Here is a 16,348-nt window from a genome sequence, read left to right on the forward strand (position 1 = left end):
CTTATTGTGCTGCTTTCCATTCAGGTTTCGGGAAGACAAGTTCTTGTGCGCCTTCCATGCTGGTTGGGGCAACGCCGACAAATTTGCCGTCCTGCCACTGGCCAACCTGCCAGAAATTCTGATCGCCCGGCTTATAGGTGCCCAGAATGGTGTCAAAGCCACCTTTGGCGAGTTCAGCATTCACAGCTTCGCGGTCGGTGGAACCGGCACGTTCGATTGCCTGTTGCAGGGACTGAAGCGAAGCCCAGTTTACAATCGATGCCCAACGATCCGGCTCGCGATCGGCAAATGCGACATGGCGTGCAATGTAATCGGCAATTTTCGGGTCATTTTCGCTGGCACCCCCAAGGCTGATGACGCCCTGTGCATCTTCACCGAAACGGTTTTTATAAAGCGGGAAAGCGGTGCCAACACCGGCATAGAAGATTTTCGGGTTAAAGCCCAGAACGCGCGACTGTTCGGTCAGGCCAAGGGTGCCCGGCGGGTAGGAAAAGGCCACAAAGGTATCTGCGCCAAGTGATTTGATTTCATTGACGATGGTGGCAAGGTCCTGGGATCCCAGCGGATAGGTTTTGTCATAGACCAGATCAAAGTCGCGATCTTCAAGGGCAGTGCGACCGGCTTTGGAAAGTTCAATCCCGAAACCATCGGCAACGGCAATCATGGCGACCTTGTCGTTGATTTTACCGGCGTCTTTCAGGCCTTTGAGGAATTCGGCCATTTCAACGGCATATTGTTCACCCGTGCCAAGCAGCCAGTAGGAGTTTTTCCAGCGTTCTGCGAGTTGCGGTGATTTGTCGGTAACGGCTGTTCCGGCAATATGGGCATAGCCCGCACGATCAAGGATTGGTGCGACGGCAAGGTTAAGCCCCGTGCCCCAAGGCGACAGGATGAAATCAACCTTGTCCTGATTGATCAGGCGTTCGATCGCACGGACAGCTTCTTCGGAGCTGGAGCGATCATCATATTCAACGACTTCAATCGGGATCTGTTTGTCGCCGACTTTAAGGCCGCCGGCGTCATTGATTTCCTTGACCCACATTTCATAGTTCGGCGTGGTGCTGGTGGCAGCGCCCGGTGCGCCGGGGCCGGTTTTCGAGATGGCGTAACCAATGCGATAGGTTTCTTGTGCGTTGGCACCAAACAGCGTCGCGGTGCTCATCAGGGCAGTGGTTGCTGCCGCGATGGTCGCGATGCGCAGTTTCGCTGAAATTTGCATGCTTTTCCTCCTGATCTCTTTGCAGAGACGGTTTTCCCGTTTACGCGCTATTTCAGGAGTTTAGGCAAAGAGATTCTGTTATTTACTTCGCAGTGCAAAGTAAATCCCCGGCGTTTCCTCCTGCCCATTATTTCGCAGTTGCAAAATAACGGGAACGCAATTTTGATTTGTATTGTTGTTTTTGCGGTTCTTTTGACCGTCACACTAGTAAGCGACGGAACGCTTCCGATGTAAAGATAGCTAAATTGACATTTTAGGACGAAAAATTGTATTTTTATACATATAACCATTTGGAATAGATGATCGACAAAAAGGCATGCCTCAGTATTCATCCCGACATATCCCGGTTTCAAGCCCGGCACCGCTGGTTGAAAACCCGTTCGAAGATCTTCTTCCTGTCACCGCACAGGCCATGATGGATCATTTTGATCATCCGTTATCCGCGCAAGAATGGGTGATGAATGATCCGGGGCGGCGGGATCGGTGTTATGCGGTTTTGCTGCTAAGCGGGCGGGCGCGGATCGGGTTGCGACAGGGAACCATTGAATGCAGGGCACCCGCCCTGGTGTGGATGCCGCTGGGTGAAACGCAAAGCTTTTCTGTAACGGCCGGTGGCGAAGGTTATTTGCTGTCGGTGGCGGATGATTTGGTGGCCCGTCATTGCGGGGATGGGGCCGGTGGTCTTGGTGCGCCGGGGGGCAGTCCGGTCGGCGGTGGTTTGCCGCTTCGATTTGCAGCGGACACTGTTCACAATGTCACCCCGGCAGAAGATAGCGAAAATCTATCGCTTCTGGCGCGCAGCTTTGCCGCCATCCGAACCGAGCTGATGCAAAATGCGCTTGGGGCCAGCCTTGTGGTTGGTGCGCATTTGCAAATCATCCTGACCATGGTTTTGCGCCTTGGCGAAGGGGTGATGGAACAGCGCGACAAACACCGACCGGGATCGATCACGTTCCAGCGTTTCTTACAGGTTCTTGAACTGCATTTTCGTGAACACTGGAATGTTGCCGATTATGCAACGGCCCTTGGGGTCAGTGAACGTCGATTGGGGTCGGCTGTTTTGCGTGCGACAGGTAAGCCGCCACTCAGTGTTATTCATGATCGTGTCTTGCGCGAATCCTGTATGCGGCTTGAACAATCCCCGCTTGGTGTGGCGCAGATTGCTTATGGTTTGGGGTTCCGTGATCCGGCCTATTTCAGCCGGTTTTTCAAACGCTATATGGGCGAGGCGCCGGGGGGATATCGCCGGTTACGTCGGGCAGCCGAGCGCGTGCGTGATGATACTTTTGCCGCCTGGCCGTAGAGTGTATAAATTTAATGACGTAATGGCGCTGTGAGAGTTCTCTGGTAGTTTGATCAACGGGGAAATTTATCATTGGTTTAGGGGCAGGAATGAAGTGCATCGGCTGGGTAATTAGAACATTTCTAACCCTCACTGTTCTTGCAAATTTCGAGAGCATTTTAGCCTATTACGATCTGGATAAAGTCTGGTTAAGGTATCCGGATGTTCTGGGCTTTCTGTCTTTAGAAAACAGCCAAAATTGGACATTCTTTGCTCTAGGTTGCATGTCAGTTTCTTGGGGGTATTGGATTGTTGGCTTCGACTCAGTTCAGTCACGTATGGCCAAATTCTTGACAAAGGTAAGAACGCGTTACGTTGAGTTGCGCTCAGGTCTTCGTTGGGTTGAATCTCCTAAGTCGGTTCATTCTTTTGGGTATATTATTAGTAGACCGCATTCTTTGTGTTTGGTTGAGCACATACATCTTCGTGCTACAAATTTGAGATCAAAAGAAGTTGTGATTATAGCCGCCTATATTAGGTCGCTAGTAACTGGCGAGAAAATTGAAATGGCTCTCGGGCAGCAGCGTATTCCGTCAGGAGCAAACGGTGTTAGAATCTCCCCAGAAGCCACATTTGATCTTTATGCGATTTTCCCCAACGAGTCCGGGCATCAGGCGGGTGATCAGATCAAAGGTCTATCTTTGCCACTGTTCTGGAGGAGGTTCTCTTCGTTCGAAATTATAATGGAAACTAGGGACTTCAAAATTAGGGAGGAGATTTCTGTAGACGATACCCAATTATGGATATCGAGTGTTTGGATGGGATTGATGATGCCGCCCCCCGGAGAGAAAGCGGCAGTTTTGCCCGCGGAGTGATTTTCTGCATGGCGTGTGGCCCTTGCTATGCCTTTTTTTGATCCTACTTCTTCGCTTACTCGTAATATTATACAAATGCGAATTCAGACAGGATCGATACGTTGCGCAAAGGTAAAACCTTTTTTCTTGGCTTTCTGGCCGCCATTATCTTGCCGTTTGGGATGAGCCTTGCCGAAAACCCGCCAAGTGAAAAGGCAAAAGAACGGTACACGTGGCGCAATGCCCCGCGTGGTTCATCAGGGGTGGCCCCTGATGCCGCGAGCCATGCAGATCAGGCGATTGTCATGGTCATGGCAGCCGATACGTTTGGCTGGCGTGGGTATTTCGCTGTGCATCCGTGGATCATTTACAAGCGTGCTGGCGACACCAGCTATACCCGCTATGACGTTGTCGGGTGGGGTGGTGGCAATGTTGTGCGCAAGAATTATGCGATCCCTGATGGATTGTGGTTTGGCTCCAAACCCAAAATCCTTGCCGATCATCGCGGTGCCGATGCCGAAGGGTTGATTGATCAGGTTGAGGCCGCGGTTAAAAGCTATCCTTTCCCGCGTGAATATCGCAGCTATCCGGGGCCGAACAGCAATACCTTTATTGCCCATATCGGGCGCGAGGTATCCGGGCTGAACCTTGATATGCCCGCCAATGCGATTGGTAAGGATTTCCGCGCAATTACAAATCCGGTCGGGCTGTCGTCAAGCGGGCAGGGCATTCAAGCCAATATTTTAGGTGTGTTTGGCTTTTCGCTTGGTCTGGAAGAAGGGATCGAGTTGAACTTGCTTGGTCTTAATATCGGCATTGATTTTAACCGGCCTGCCTTGCGCCTGCCATCTGTCGGGCGGCTGGGTATGGATAATGTGGATCAGGACAATCCAGATAGTGTGGCTGCGGAAAAGAGTGGTTCTCTTATGGGTGTGCAGCCATCAATTAAGCCAAGCGGCTGATATAGCCTGCCATTGGTAAAAGGCCATCCAGTGGTAAGCAGTTGGCGTAATGGTAAAACGCTGCCCGAGGTTGGGGCAGCGTTTTTTTACATTTCAGGACAGTGGGGTTGGTTTAATTGCGTGCCCATCGCGGGAATGGATCGGGAAGGTCTGAATAACGGGATGGATCGAAACGGATTGAAAGAAAATCGTCTGTATCGTCAACCAGACATTCAGATAGGCGTTCACGCAGGGCTGCTTCATTCATTTCCTGACCGATAAACACGATTTCCTGACGGCGATCGGCAAAGATCGGGTCCCATTTTGACAGCACGATGTCACGCCAAGCCTGATTATCAGGCCATTGTTCACGTGGCACAGCACACCACCAGGTCCCGAGTGCCTCTGTCTTGACTGCCGCGCCGGCTTGACTGAGTTCCCCGACCCAATCTGGTCGTGAGGCCAACCAAAAATGTCCTTTTGCACGCAGGACGCCGGGCCATTCACTGTTGATAAAGGCGTGGAATCGTTCTGGATGAAATGGCAAAGAAGTACGGAAGGTGAAACTTGTAATGCCGTACTCTTCGGTCTCGGGGATGTGATCGGCAAAGCCATATAGTTCTTTGGCCCAGAGCGGGTGATCCTGAGCGCGTTCAAAATCAAACCGACCAGTATTGAGAATGCGTTCAGGAACAACGACGCTGTTGGTCGTTTCAATGACCTCGGCATCCGCGTTCAGGGCCTTGATGATGGCAAGGACTGTTTTGCGTTGGCCATCGGAAATTAGATCAAGCTTGTTCATCACGATCACGTCGGCAAATTCGATCTGTTCAACCAACAAATCAACAATGCTGCGATCATCGGCATCTCCAAGGCTTTCGCCACGGTCAGACAGAAGGTCGGTCGAGCTGTAATCGGTAATCAGGCGTGCGGCATCAACGACGGTGACCATTGTATCAAGCTTGGCAATATCGCCAAGCGACTGTCCATTTTCATCGCGGAAATCGAAGGTGGCGGCAACGGGCAGCGGTTCGGAAATACCTGTTGATTCAATGATCAGATAATCAAAGCGTTCTTCTTCGGCAAGGCGGCGCACCTCAGCCAATAGATCATCACGCAACGTGCAACAAATACAACCGTTGGTCATTTCGACCAGCTTTTCATCCGTTTGCGAGAGTTCCGATCCATTGTTTCGTATCAGATCGGCGTCAATGTTGACGTCGCTCATGTCATTGACAATGACCGCAACCCGCAAGCCGCGCCGGTTATTGAGAACATGATTAAGTAGGGTGGTTTTGCCTGCTCCGAGGAAGCCGGACAGAACAGTTACGGGAAGGTGCCGCATCAACTAACCTCATTATTAAATGTTATGTTATAACATAACATTTAATCGGGCGTGATGTGCAACGCAATCAAAAATTTAAACTTGTGTTGCACGCGGGTCTTTTGAGCGGTTTTGGAGCTTAGCTGTTCAGGTGAAGTATTGCGCTATTGAGAAGACAGGCAAACCCAACCCAGGCTCCGTAGGGGAGCAACAAGATTCCCGCCAGACGGTCAATTTTCATAAACACCACGATATTGGCCATGATCAGCACCAAAAGGGCGATGATATCAATCAGGCCGAGTAAGGGTGATTGCGCCCCAAAGAACAGAAACGACCACAAAAGGTTCAGGGCCAGTTGCGCGCCATAGATCGCAAACGGGCCTTTGGCATTGCCAATGCCGCGTTTAAGCCAAACGCGCCAGCCGCTAAAGGCGATCATGAAATAAATCACCGTCCAGACCGGCGCAAACAACCAGTTGGGTGGATTGAAGAACGGCTTTTGCAATGTCGCGTACCAGTCATTGACACTGGTTGCGGTCACCGCACCACCAAAGGCCGATATGATCAGGCACAAAACCATAAAGGCAATCAGCGCAAAGACACGGGTGCGATGGTTTGTCTTTGGCGGGGTGAGGTCATCGGTGCTGTTCATCATGGCGAAGTTAAATCCCCGGCGATCAGTTTGTGACGTCTTGAATGGTTTCGATCAGTTCATCGAAATAAGGGTTCCAGGTCAGCCGACCGTGGTATTTACCCGGTTCGCTATAGCCCCAACCACTGCGCCAGATTGTCGATAGATCGCTGGGCAGTGCCATGTTTTCCTGACCATTTTCAACAAAAACAAAACTTCCCTTCACACCGTAATATGGGTTCTCGGGCGAAAACAGCACGCTTAGATGCGAGAAATTGCTGATTTGCTGATCGGGCAGGTTGCTGTTGCGGGTTTCAACCCGCGGGTCGCTGCTTGGTGCGGGGGCGTCATCATACCAGATTAGGTGTGATGACGGATGGGTGAAGTCGGTTTCAAACGTTCGCAGCGTTTCAAGCGGATCAAGGACACTGTCATCGGCACTTATGGTTATCAGAGCCGGACGGTCAAAAGGTACTGCATCAAGGCTTTCGCGGGCTTCGCTGACACTGTGGTAATAAAGTGCGGATGCCTTGGTGGAAAGGGATTGGTAATTAATGACATTGTTCTCAGGATCAACATCAACCCAGTCCCACAGATATTGGACCAGGGGGGCAAGAAACAGCAAATCGCTGTCTGGTTCAATTCCCGGCGAAAACAGCAACAATCCGGCGATTTCCGGGTTCTGGGCAGCGTAGCTGGTCACAAGGTTGCCGCCGGTCGAAAAACCACCAAGCCAGACTTCATCGACGTCGCGTTCAAGAAGGGCTACCTGATGGGCAACAGACTGCGTCCAGTCGGCATAGTCGGGCAGGTTAAGATCACCCGGGCGGGTGCCGTGGCCGGGCAATAACATTGACCTTGCAAGCCATCCATTGCGGGCCATTTCCGTTGCGATGTCGTGGAAATACCACGGGCTTGACCCAAGGCCATGGACAAACAGCACCCCCCGCGTTGGTTGATCATTGGAGGTGGTTTTTGGGCGGACTTCAAACGGACTGTTGCGCGTGATTTCCATGTCGTGATCGTCGGTCAGAAAGACGCGGTGGGTTGCAACCCATTCGCGTGTTTCTGAGACGTAAGCGGCAAATTCATCCTGCATATAGGGCGGGATATCGGGGGATTTTTCATAAAGCGCGTTTTCCGGCGGGAAGGCACACGCCGCGAGAAAAAGTGCCGGGATCAGGGCCAGCAGGGTGGTGCGTTGATTGGGACTAAATAGCGTTCTTTTCGTGCTGTTGCTGCTTGTTCCGGTATCGTCCATGAATGTGCCTTTGCGGATGTCTTTCTGCTTTGGTTCTTGTACGGCAATCCTTTGATTTTGGGTCTTATTTTGCCGTTCAGAAATGTGCTTATAAGTGATTGTAATCACAGATAAGGCATATGCCGAATGTTATAAAATTATTTATCTGTCGGTTGATATGTTCTTGCGGGAACGCAATTCTGAATAGCTGCTCTTCCTGATAAAATACAAAAAATATCAATAAGTTACCGATTTGTCCGATGTGCTTGGATACCGGTTATGGGGATGAAAATGTTCAATTTGAATTCTATGAAAATCAGCACGCGTATGCTGATCATTGTTGCAGGGGCAATTTTTGCTGTGTTGCTGGTCGGTGCGTTCGGTCTTACCGAAATGCGCAGCAACATGGTCGAGGATCGCAAGGCAAAGACGCAGAATCTGGTGGAAACCGCGATCAGCCTGATCGGGCATTTCCATGAGATGGCGCAATCGGGCGAGCTGACAAGCGAACAGGCACAGGCGGCTGCGGCAAAGGCCGTCGGGTCCTTGCGCTATGATAAAACGAATTACTTTTTTGCATTTGATTATACCCCGGTCGTTGTGATCCACGCGGTCAAGCCCGAGCGCGTCGGGTCGAATGTGGGTGAAGCGGTTGATGGTTCGGGTAAGTTTCTATACCGCGAAATGGTCGAAGCTGCGCGTTCTGGCGGGCAGGGATTTGTCGATTACACCTATCAGGTGCCGAAATCGGACAAACTCCGTCCCAAGCTTTCATTTGTAAAAGAATTCAAGCCCTGGGGATGGATCGTGGCAACCGGCATTTACATGGATGATGTGAATGCCGTGTTCATGAAAAGCATGCTGGTAATGGGCGCGGTTGCATTGGCAATTCTGGTCGCCGTTGTTGGCATGTCCTTGATGATCAGCCGGGGGATTACCCGCCCGTTGCTGGCGATTTCTGAAAACATGCTGCGCTTGTCGCAGGGCGATCACGATATCGAGGTCAAATATACCGACCAGAAAAGCGAGATCGGCGATTTGGCGCGCGCGATGGATATCTTCAAGGCGAAAACCATCGAAATGGAAGAAATGCGCACCCAGCGCGAGGAACAGGAACGCCGTTCCGATGCGGAAAAACGCGATGCCTTGCGTAAAATGGCCGACAGTTTCGAAGCCAGCGTGGGACAGGTTGTTGCTCAGGTCATCAAAGCATCGGGTGAGATGCAGACATCTGCCGATGCGATGACGGGTACAGCCAAGCAAGTTGGTGAGCGTTCAAGCGTAGTTTCCAGCGCGTCGCAGGAAATGTCGAACAATGTTGAGACCGTCGCCTCCGCTGCAGAAGAACTGAGTGCTTCGATTGCTGAAATCAGCAATCAGGTAGCGCAGTCTTCGACCATTGCCAATGGTGCCGTACGAACATCGGAAGAAACCCATCAGAAAATCGAAATGCTGGCCGATGCCGCAAACCAGATTGGCGAAGTCGTTTCACTGATTACCAACATTGCCGAACAGACCAATCTTTTGGCCCTGAACGCAACGATCGAAGCCGCGCGTGCCGGGGATGCGGGCAAAGGTTTTGCCGTGGTTGCCAACGAAGTTAAAAATCTGGCCAACCAGACGGCCAAGGCAACCGAAGATATCCGGTCACAGGTTGAGGATATCCAGGTCGCTACATCGAATGCGGTAACGGCAATCAGTGAAATCGCCGAAACCATCCGTCAGCTTGACGGGTCGACAACAACGATTGCATCTGCGGTGGAAGAACAAGGGGCGGCAACGCAGGAAATCGCCCGAAATGTCGAACAAGCCGCCCATGGTACCCGCGATGTATCAGAAAACATCACGGGTGTATCGTCGGCTGCTGGTGATGCAGAACGGCTTTCGAACGAAGTTCTTGGCCTGGCTGAGGGACTTGGACGTGAAGCCGCAGTCTTGAACAAGGCTGTGGAATCCTTCCTCTCAGAAGTTCGTAGCGCCTGATCTGCACAATCTTGATTTGGCCCCCGCTTTGATGACAGAGCGGGGGCTTTTTTTATGTGTGTTTAGGTCTTTGATTTCGAAGATTGTCCGAACAGGATCTTCTTACCTTCTTCGGTCACGGCAGGCGTGGCCGAATATGGTTCGGCTGCTTTGTATGCCGCGATCGTGGCCGGGCGAGACTGAATGGTTTCAAACCAGCGTTTCAGGTTTGGAAAATCATTGAGATCCTGTTGCTGCTTTTCGTAGCTGACAACCCACGGATAGGACGCCATATCGGCAATGGTGTAATCATCACCGGCAATGAAGTCACGGCCTTCAAGGCGCTTGTTTAGCACACCGTAAAGACGGTTGGTCTCATTGACATACCGGTTGATCGCATAGGGGATCTTTTCCGGGGCGTAGGTGCCAAAATGATGGTTCTGACCGGCCATCGGTCCAAGCCCACCCATCTGCCAGAACAGCCATTCCATCACGGTTTTCTTGGCACGCACATCGGTTGGCAGGAACTTGCCGGTCTTTTCTGCAAGATATTGCAAGATCGCGCCGGATTCAAAAACGGTAATGGCGGCACCGCTGTCGGCCGGATCATGGTCAATGATTGCGGGCATCCGGTTGTTGGGTGAGAAGGCCAGGAAATCTGGTTTGAACTGGTCCCCGGCACTTATATTGACCGGAAAGATTTTGTAATCCAGTCCGGTTTCTTCAAGGAACAGGGTGATTTTGTGACCGTTCGGGGTTGGCCAGTAATAAAGGTCGATCATGGGCCAGAGGCTCCTTTAATTCTTGTCTGGTGGCAATATTAATAAACGAAGCTTGCCAATTGCTGTGTTATCGGTCAATTTAAAACGATCATTCCAGAAAGCAATGCCGGGTCACGGTTTTGTGTAAATTCGTTGACCTGCAAGGAGACCATTTATGATCCGTTTCTATTTTCATCCGACGCCAAACCCGCAGAAAATCTCGATGATGCTTGAAGCATCCGGACTTGAATATGAAGTGCTGCCGGTTGATAGCCGCAAAGGCGAACAACACGATCCGGCGTTTCGTTTGATCAATCCGAATGGCAAATTGCCGGCGATTGTTGATACTGATGGCCCGGGTGGCAAGGAAGTTCGTGTTTTTGATTCGAACGCTATCTTGCTTTATCTCGCGGAAAAAACGGGCAAATTCCTTGGCAAGGCAGAAGACCGCGGCGAGTTTCTGTCATGGTTGATGTTCATTGCCACCGGTCTTGGTCCGTTTTCCGGTCAGGCTGTGCATTTTCAGCATGTCGCACCCGAAGGCAGCGAATATGGCGTAAACCGCTATCGCAATGAAATCGCCCGTCACTATCAGGTTCTTGAAGATCACCTTGGGGGGCGCGATTTCATCGTTGGTGACGAATTGACGATTGTTGATATTTCGGCATGGGGCTGGATCGACAAGGCACCCTTTGTTCATAAGAACCCGGATGTGATGGACAAATACCCGAACATCAAACGCTGGTTTGATGCCGTCAACAAGCTTCCGGCAGCGATCAGCGCACGCGACGTTGGCAAAGGCCTCAGCTTTAAGACCGAAATGGACGAAGACGCCAAACGCGCGATGTTCCCGTCCAATTACGTTTAAGGGAGGCGGCAACCTCACCAGATCGTTTCGCGGCCTTAACCGGTCGTGACTTTTCAAGGTATGTCGGGGGGCATGCTACAGAATTGGTCTTTTGACGCTGTCTGGTTGAGGTTGCCGTAATCACCCGCTGCATAAAAAACACCCCGGTCAGTATGGCCGGGGTGTTTTGTTTTTGGGTGGTGAGCTTGGAATTGATCAGAACGGTACAGAAAGACTTACTTCTATCGCGCTTTCATCGGACTGATCATTGTCATTGGCAATCGACATCATGTGCGAAAGGGCGAGTTCGCTGCTAAGATCGCCAAAGCTGTATCCCAGTCCGCCGCGAAGACGCTGATTGCCATATTCATTCAGATTGCTGCCAAAGAACGGTTTGACGATACCAAGATCCTGACCGTTTTCGTCACTTAGCGCAAAGCCATAGGTGATCGTTCCTGCCAAGGTGTATTCGGTGTAATCGGTTCGCCCGATCAGATAGTTTCCTTCAAGCGATCCATTCAATCCCGTTTCACTGTCATACAAACGCACACCACCACCAAGATTGAAGGCCGTGGCATCGTCGTTTATTTCGTCGGTGAAATCATAGGTCATGCCAGCTTCGACAAACGGGCTGAGTGTCAGGCTGCCCTGATAAACATCATAGGCCATTTCGACAGCGGGTTTGACTTGGCGGGTGTTCGAACGGGTTTCGCCAACAGCCGTGCCACCGCTTTCGGTGTAGCTATCAACGGTCTTGCGCGCCGCAAGGACGGCAAGGCTTGGCGAGACCGAAAGCGGGGTCTCGTCAACCGGGCGATAGCGGTAAGATGCGGACAATGCGCCATACCAAAGATCGGAATCTGTCTTGCCGGAAATCGATCCGTTGCTGCGGGTGACGTCAATGTCGCCCATGCCATAACCGGCCTCAACAACAAGGTTTAAGCCCGCAATCGGGCTATAGATGGCATAAGGGGAAAACACCCAGCCAGCTTCGTCATATGTGCCGGTATTAAACGTGGTGGTCAGTTCGGTGTCACTGTAGCCCAGCGAAACGCCGGTGGTCAGGTTTTCCGCAACACGGTAATCGATCCCGATATTATATCCCCAGACATCACCGTCATAGCGGCTGTCGGTTGATCCACTGACATAGTCGTTGTCAACGCTGGTATAGGATCCATGTCCCCAAACCGTAATCGGCGAACTTGATGAAAGGGCGGTTCTGCCATCGGTTCCAGCCGCACCGCCAATATCGCCCTGATCTGTTGGGCCCAGTCCAAGCGCCTGCTGTTGGGCGCTTTGGGCCGCGATAAGGGAGCTGTCAAAGTCACCGATCAAGGCAAGCTGTCGCAGGCCGGTACTGGTTTGGTTCATCGTGCTTTGGCGATAGCTGCTGTCATCGGCAAAACTTGGATTGTCAGAATTATTGCTGTTTGATCCACCGGTGCCACCGGTTGATCCACTTGCCCCACCAGCGGAAGCGCCACCGGAAGCGCCACCGACGCCACCTGTCGGACCGGCGCCAACCGATCCGGTAACCACAGAGGCGCGGGCACCGATATTTTGTTGAACAACTGTCGTTTGTGAACGCGAAACAGCCCCGACAACCGCAGAAGACGTTGTCGCACCAGAGCCGGCGACACTGACGACCGAGCACGATGTTGCCGTGATGGACATGTTGCCGGGACCTGTATTGGCAATTTGAATGGTGGCGTTGGATGTTGCCGCGTTGGCGGTAAAGGATACCGTCGTGCTTCCGGCATTGGACAAGGAGCCGGTTTTGGTGCGGTTATTTGATGTGTCGTTATTGTCTGTATAGGTGAATGTGTAATTGATGCCGCCGCCGACTGCAGAGATGGAGAAAACGGGGGTCGCTCCGGCCACGGCAGACATGTTTGTATAGAGACGTGTATCGCCGTTGTTTACCGTAAAAGTCGATCCACTGAATTCTGTGCAAACGGCCGTCCCGCCCAAAGGAGCTGCGTGGGCGCTGTTACTGCCATAACCTGCGATGAGTGCTGCTGTTGTCAGGATGCCTGCCACAGGCAGAATACGGTTATTGTTTTTTGTGTTGAACACTCGTTTTCATCCGATCATGTGACGCTATACAGATAGATAGTGTGTCTGTTGGCAATAGCGGTAACAGAATGTTCCGAAGCGAACAACGAAATGAACCTGGTTGCCAGAATATGTCAGGATTGACCATCGTTTCGCGTTGTGTTCGCTATATTTCCTTTTGAACAAAAACACCCCCGACCAATGATCGGGGGTGTTTGAATTCCAGATGTTTTTCGCACTCAGTCGGTGGTTTTGGCACCGAACTGTTTGTTGAATTGCAGGACTACCAAGGTGACAACTGCACCGGACATCAGATAGGCACCCACACCGGGCAGGCCGAACTTGTCACACAGATAAAGTGCGATCAGCGGGGCAAAACCGGCACCAAGCAGCCATGCCAGATCCGATGTCAGGGCCGAACCGGTATAGCGGTATTCGCGCTTGAAGTTTGATGCCAGCGTTCCGGCAGCCTGACCAAAGCACAGGCCAAGAACAGCAAAGCCACCCAGCACAATCATGCCTTCATTGATGATGTTGAAGGAATAAAGAAGCGGGGTGAGGATGGCACCAAGCAGAATGATCCCGGCACTGTATCCCAGCAAACGGCGACGGCCGAGCTGATCGGCAATGAAGCCCGATGCAATGATGCCAAAGGCACACAGCACAGCGCCAACGCCCTGGGTCAAAAGGAACTGCCCGGCATTGCCATTGGCGTAAAGATAGACCCAGCTGAGCGCAAAGACCGTGACGAGATGGAACAGTGCGTAGCTGACCATCGGGACCAAGGCACCCAGAACAACGGTGCGACCGTTATGTTTAAGGGTATCGATCACGCGGGCTGGTTCGAGTTCATTCTGTTCAAGCAGATGACCGAATTCCGAGGTTGCCACAAGGCGCAGGCGGGCAAACAGGGCCACCACGTTAATGGCAAAGGCCACGAAGAACGCATAGCGCCAGCCAAAGGCAAGGAAGTCATCGGGATGCAAGGTCAGGATCAGATAGGCAAACAACGACGATGCCAGCATAAAGCCAAGCGGTGCGCCCAATTGCGGGATCATCGCATACCAGCCCTTGCGGTTGTCCGGCGCATTAAGGGCGAGCAGGGATGACAGACCATCCCATGCACCACCCCATGCAAGACCCTGCAGGAAGCGGAAGGTACAGAGCAGATAAATCGCAAGAATGCCAGCTGACTCAAAGCTTGGCAGGAAGGCCATGGCCGCGGTTGATCCACCGAGCATGAACATCGCAATTGTGAGCTTCACCCCACGGCCATGATGCCGGTCTACGGTCATAAAGACGAGGGAGCCGACAGGGCGGGCGATGAAAGCCAAGGAGAAAATGGCAAAGGAATACATGGTGCCCACGAGTGCCGTTTCGCCGGGGAACAGCAATTGCGGGAAGACCAGTACCGATGCGATGCAATAGACGAAAAAGTCAAAGAATTCCGATGTCCGGCCAATAATCACGCCAAGCGCAATTTGACCCGGATCGTTGGTGGCGTCGGCATTGTGATGCCGCGCATCGCGTTCCAAACCTGAAGAGGTGGCGGTCGCGTAGTTTTCTGGTGTTTGGTTCACGCCGTTCTCCCGAATTCACTGGTCGGACCTTTTCGGTCCTAACTGCTTTTGATTGGATCACAAAACCGGATCGCTCGGCGATACGACTTTGGGATCGAGTTTGAGTATAAACATGTGAATTCAAAACGTCAGTGTCAATTATCACCCCGCACCGCACAACGTATGGTTTACGTTGTAATGATAATTGTCATTGAGACCCTGCTATGCATGGCGCATACCTTGACATTGCTGCATCGCAGCTATAGCAATTTCCGCGAAATTACGATCTGGTAGATTATTGAAAAAAATTTGCCAAAATTGTGCCTTTTCCGTGGATGTTTAGGATGTTCATTCCTATATGCGATGCGGTGGGGTACGACGTGTGGCGGTCTCCGATGGATCGTTCATGCGGCTTGCAGGCATATGGTTGTCTGTGAGAACATCTTCCAGAAACAGACAAAGTATGAAGCGCATGCTTTCAAAACTTGTACGCGGCGTGGCTGTTGCCTCGATGTTTTCGCTTCTGGGCGGTTGCAATCTGGTTGTGATCGACCCGTCGGGTGATATTGCGTCACAGCAGTCCGACCTGATTATTGTGTCCACAATCTTGATGCTGCTGATCATCGTTCCGGTGATGGCACTTACGGTTTTCTTTGCCTGGAAATACCGTCAGAGCAACAAGGATGCGGAATACGATCCCGAATGGCACCATTCCACAAAACTGGAAGTCATCATCTGGTCTGCACCATTGGTAATCATTATCGCACTTGGCGCGATTACCTGGGTAACGACGCATACGCTTGACCCGTATCGTCCACTTGACCGCATTGATGCCGAACGTCCGCTGCCCAAAGGCCACAAGCCGATGGTGGTGGAAGTTGTTTCCCTTGATTGGAAATGGCTGTTTGTCTATCCGGAACAGGGTATTGCAACCGTTAACGAGCTTGCTGCTCCGATTGATACCCCGATCCAGTTCAAGATTACCTCTTCGGGCATTATGAACTCCTTCTTTATTCCGGCTCTTGCGGGCCAGATTTACTCGATGGCGGGCATGGAAACCAAACTCCACGCCGTGATCAACGAAGAAGGCATTTATGACGGCTTTTCGGGGAACTATAGCGGTGAGGGTTTCTCTCATATGCGCTTCAAGTTCCACGGTCTGAGTCAGGAAGGGTTTGATAACTGGGTCAATGATGTGAAGGCGGACGAGAACTTCCTTGGTCGTTCCCAGTATCTTGAGCTTGAAAAACCAAGCATCGATGAGCCGGTTCACCACTTTAGTGCTGTGGACCCGGAACTCTATACCGCGATTCTCAATATGTGCGTCGATCAGTCGAAAATGTGCATGAACGAGATGATGTCGATCGATGCGAAAGGTGGTGGCGGACTTGCCGGTATCCACAACGTCATGTCTTTGACCTATGACGTGCCGCAGATGCGTGGCAGCCAGCCGTTACCCGAAAGCAAATCCTATGTGGCGTCGCTTTGCACCACCCCGGAAGGTGGTTTGAGTGGCGAGATCGCGAACCTGCCATTGTTTGATAATGGGAAGGTAGCATCCGCCATGAGCGTCGCACCCGAAGGTGTTTCGACAGGTTTCTGAAGCAGTGTCGGTTGGTGAAAGCCAACCGGCCCTTCGCAGTTTAATCATCGGCCCCCCGGTGCATTTCTGC

Annotated in this window: 13 protein-coding genes; 6 read left to right on the forward strand and 7 right to left on the reverse strand. The window is 51.8% G+C overall.

Annotated elements, in window-relative coordinates:
- Position 1: 1 nt before the first annotated feature.
- Positions 2-1,219 carry an amino acid ABC transporter substrate-binding protein gene (locus tag ACQ0MK_RS02690; protein ID WP_350162543.1) on the reverse strand — a complete coding sequence of 406 codons (1,218 nt, stop codon included), beginning with the start codon at positions 1,217-1,219 and terminating at the stop codon, positions 2-4.
- Positions 1,220-1,535: 316 nt separating this feature from the next.
- On the opposite strand from ACQ0MK_RS02690, the gene ACQ0MK_RS02695 reads away from it, so the two are divergent.
- The 3 genes from ACQ0MK_RS02695 (at position 1,536) to ACQ0MK_RS02705 (ending at position 4,317) form a co-directional block, all read left to right on the forward strand.
- Complete coding sequence (locus tag ACQ0MK_RS02695) at positions 1,536-2,522, forward strand: helix-turn-helix domain-containing protein (RefSeq protein ID WP_430474714.1); 987 nt, start codon at positions 1,536-1,538, stop codon at positions 2,520-2,522.
- 89 nt (positions 2,523-2,611) lie between these two features.
- Complete coding sequence (locus ACQ0MK_RS02700; protein ID WP_430474715.1) at positions 2,612-3,376, forward strand: hypothetical protein; 765 nt, start codon at positions 2,612-2,614, stop codon at positions 3,374-3,376.
- Between the two features lie 101 nt (positions 3,377-3,477).
- A complete protein-coding gene (locus ACQ0MK_RS02705; RefSeq protein ID WP_430474716.1) occupies positions 3,478-4,317 on the forward strand; it encodes a DUF3750 domain-containing protein in 840 nt (279 codons plus the stop codon).
- A 112-nt stretch (positions 4,318-4,429) separates the two neighbouring features.
- Here the strand turns inward: ACQ0MK_RS02705 and zigA are convergent, their stop codons facing one another.
- The 3 genes from zigA to ACQ0MK_RS02720 all read right to left on the reverse strand — a co-directional run bounded on the left by zigA (position 4,430) and on the right by ACQ0MK_RS02720 (position 7,512).
- On the reverse strand, positions 4,430-5,641 hold the full coding sequence (zigA, locus tag ACQ0MK_RS02710; protein ID WP_430474717.1) for a zinc metallochaperone GTPase ZigA: 1,212 nt from the start codon (positions 5,639-5,641) through the stop codon (positions 4,430-4,432).
- A gap of 118 nt (positions 5,642-5,759) precedes the next feature.
- Positions 5,760-6,275 (reverse strand): TspO/MBR family protein, encoded by a 516-nt coding sequence (locus ACQ0MK_RS02715; RefSeq protein ID WP_430474718.1) that lies wholly within the window; start codon positions 6,273-6,275, stop codon positions 5,760-5,762.
- Positions 6,276-6,297: 22 nt separating this feature from the next.
- Entirely contained in the window at positions 6,298-7,512 is a 1,215-nt protein-coding gene (locus tag ACQ0MK_RS02720; RefSeq protein ID WP_430474719.1) for an alpha/beta hydrolase, read from the reverse strand.
- 270 nt (positions 7,513-7,782) lie between these two features.
- On the opposite strand from ACQ0MK_RS02720, the gene ACQ0MK_RS02725 reads away from it, so the two are divergent.
- Positions 7,783-9,474, forward strand: a complete 1,692-nt coding sequence (locus ACQ0MK_RS02725; protein ID WP_430474720.1) for a cache domain-containing protein — start codon at positions 7,783-7,785, stop codon at positions 9,472-9,474.
- 62 nt (positions 9,475-9,536) lie between these two features.
- Here ACQ0MK_RS02725 and ACQ0MK_RS02730 read toward each other — a convergent pair whose 3' ends face one another.
- Positions 9,537-10,235, reverse strand: coding sequence for a glutathione binding-like protein (locus tag ACQ0MK_RS02730; RefSeq protein WP_430474721.1), 699 nt, complete (start codon positions 10,233-10,235; stop codon positions 9,537-9,539).
- Between the two features lie 154 nt (positions 10,236-10,389).
- Between ACQ0MK_RS02730 and ACQ0MK_RS02735 the strand changes: the two genes are divergently transcribed.
- A complete protein-coding gene (locus tag ACQ0MK_RS02735; RefSeq protein ID WP_430474722.1) occupies positions 10,390-11,082 on the forward strand; it encodes a glutathione S-transferase family protein in 693 nt (230 codons plus the stop codon).
- Positions 11,083-11,277: 195 nt separating this feature from the next.
- Here the strand turns inward: ACQ0MK_RS02735 and ACQ0MK_RS02740 are convergent, their stop codons facing one another.
- Both ACQ0MK_RS02740 and ACQ0MK_RS02745 read right to left on the reverse strand, forming a co-directional pair.
- Positions 11,278-13,137, reverse strand: a complete 1,860-nt coding sequence (locus ACQ0MK_RS02740) for an autotransporter domain-containing protein (protein WP_430474723.1) — start codon at positions 13,135-13,137, stop codon at positions 11,278-11,280.
- 218 nt (positions 13,138-13,355) lie between these two features.
- Positions 13,356-14,696, reverse strand: coding sequence for an MFS transporter (locus tag ACQ0MK_RS02745; RefSeq protein ID WP_350046288.1), 1,341 nt, complete (start codon positions 14,694-14,696; stop codon positions 13,356-13,358).
- Between the two features lie 442 nt (positions 14,697-15,138).
- On the opposite strand from ACQ0MK_RS02745, the gene cyoA reads away from it, so the two are divergent.
- Complete coding sequence (cyoA, locus tag ACQ0MK_RS02750; protein WP_430474724.1) at positions 15,139-16,278, forward strand: ubiquinol oxidase subunit II; 1,140 nt, start codon at positions 15,139-15,141, stop codon at positions 16,276-16,278.
- The last annotated feature ends 70 nt before the right edge of the window (positions 16,279-16,348 follow it).

The organism is Thalassospira lucentensis (assembly GCF_050516545.1).
GTDB lineage: Bacteria > Pseudomonadota > Alphaproteobacteria > Rhodospirillales > Thalassospiraceae > Thalassospira > Thalassospira lucentensis_C.

What these genes read in the sequence shown, in the direction of transcription:
- ACQ0MK_RS02715 (WP_430474718.1), bottom strand. Translation starts at nt 6,275, where the DNA reads ATGATGAACAGCACCGATGACCTCACCCCGCCAAAGACAAACCATCGC.
- ACQ0MK_RS02690 (WP_350162543.1), bottom strand. Translation starts at nt 1,219, where the DNA reads ATGCAAATTTCAGCGAAACTGCGCATCGCGACCATCGCGGCAGCAACC.
- cyoA (WP_430474724.1), top strand. Translation starts at nt 15,139, where the DNA reads ATGAAGCGCATGCTTTCAAAACTTGTACGCGGCGTGGCTGTTGCCTCG.
- ACQ0MK_RS02700 (WP_430474715.1), top strand. Translation starts at nt 2,612, where the DNA reads ATGAAGTGCATCGGCTGGGTAATTAGAACATTTCTAACCCTCACTGTT.
- ACQ0MK_RS02725 (WP_430474720.1), top strand. Translation starts at nt 7,783, where the DNA reads ATGTTCAATTTGAATTCTATGAAAATCAGCACGCGTATGCTGATCATT.
- ACQ0MK_RS02730 (WP_430474721.1), bottom strand. Translation starts at nt 10,235, where the DNA reads ATGATCGACCTTTATTACTGGCCAACCCCGAACGGTCACAAAATCACC.
- zigA (WP_430474717.1), bottom strand. Translation starts at nt 5,641, where the DNA reads ATGCGGCACCTTCCCGTAACTGTTCTGTCCGGCTTCCTCGGAGCAGGC.
- ACQ0MK_RS02695 (WP_430474714.1), top strand. Translation starts at nt 1,536, where the DNA reads ATGCCTCAGTATTCATCCCGACATATCCCGGTTTCAAGCCCGGCACCG.
- ACQ0MK_RS02735 (WP_430474722.1), top strand. Translation starts at nt 10,390, where the DNA reads ATGATCCGTTTCTATTTTCATCCGACGCCAAACCCGCAGAAAATCTCG.
- ACQ0MK_RS02720 (WP_430474719.1), bottom strand. Translation starts at nt 7,512, where the DNA reads ATGGACGATACCGGAACAAGCAGCAACAGCACGAAAAGAACGCTATTT.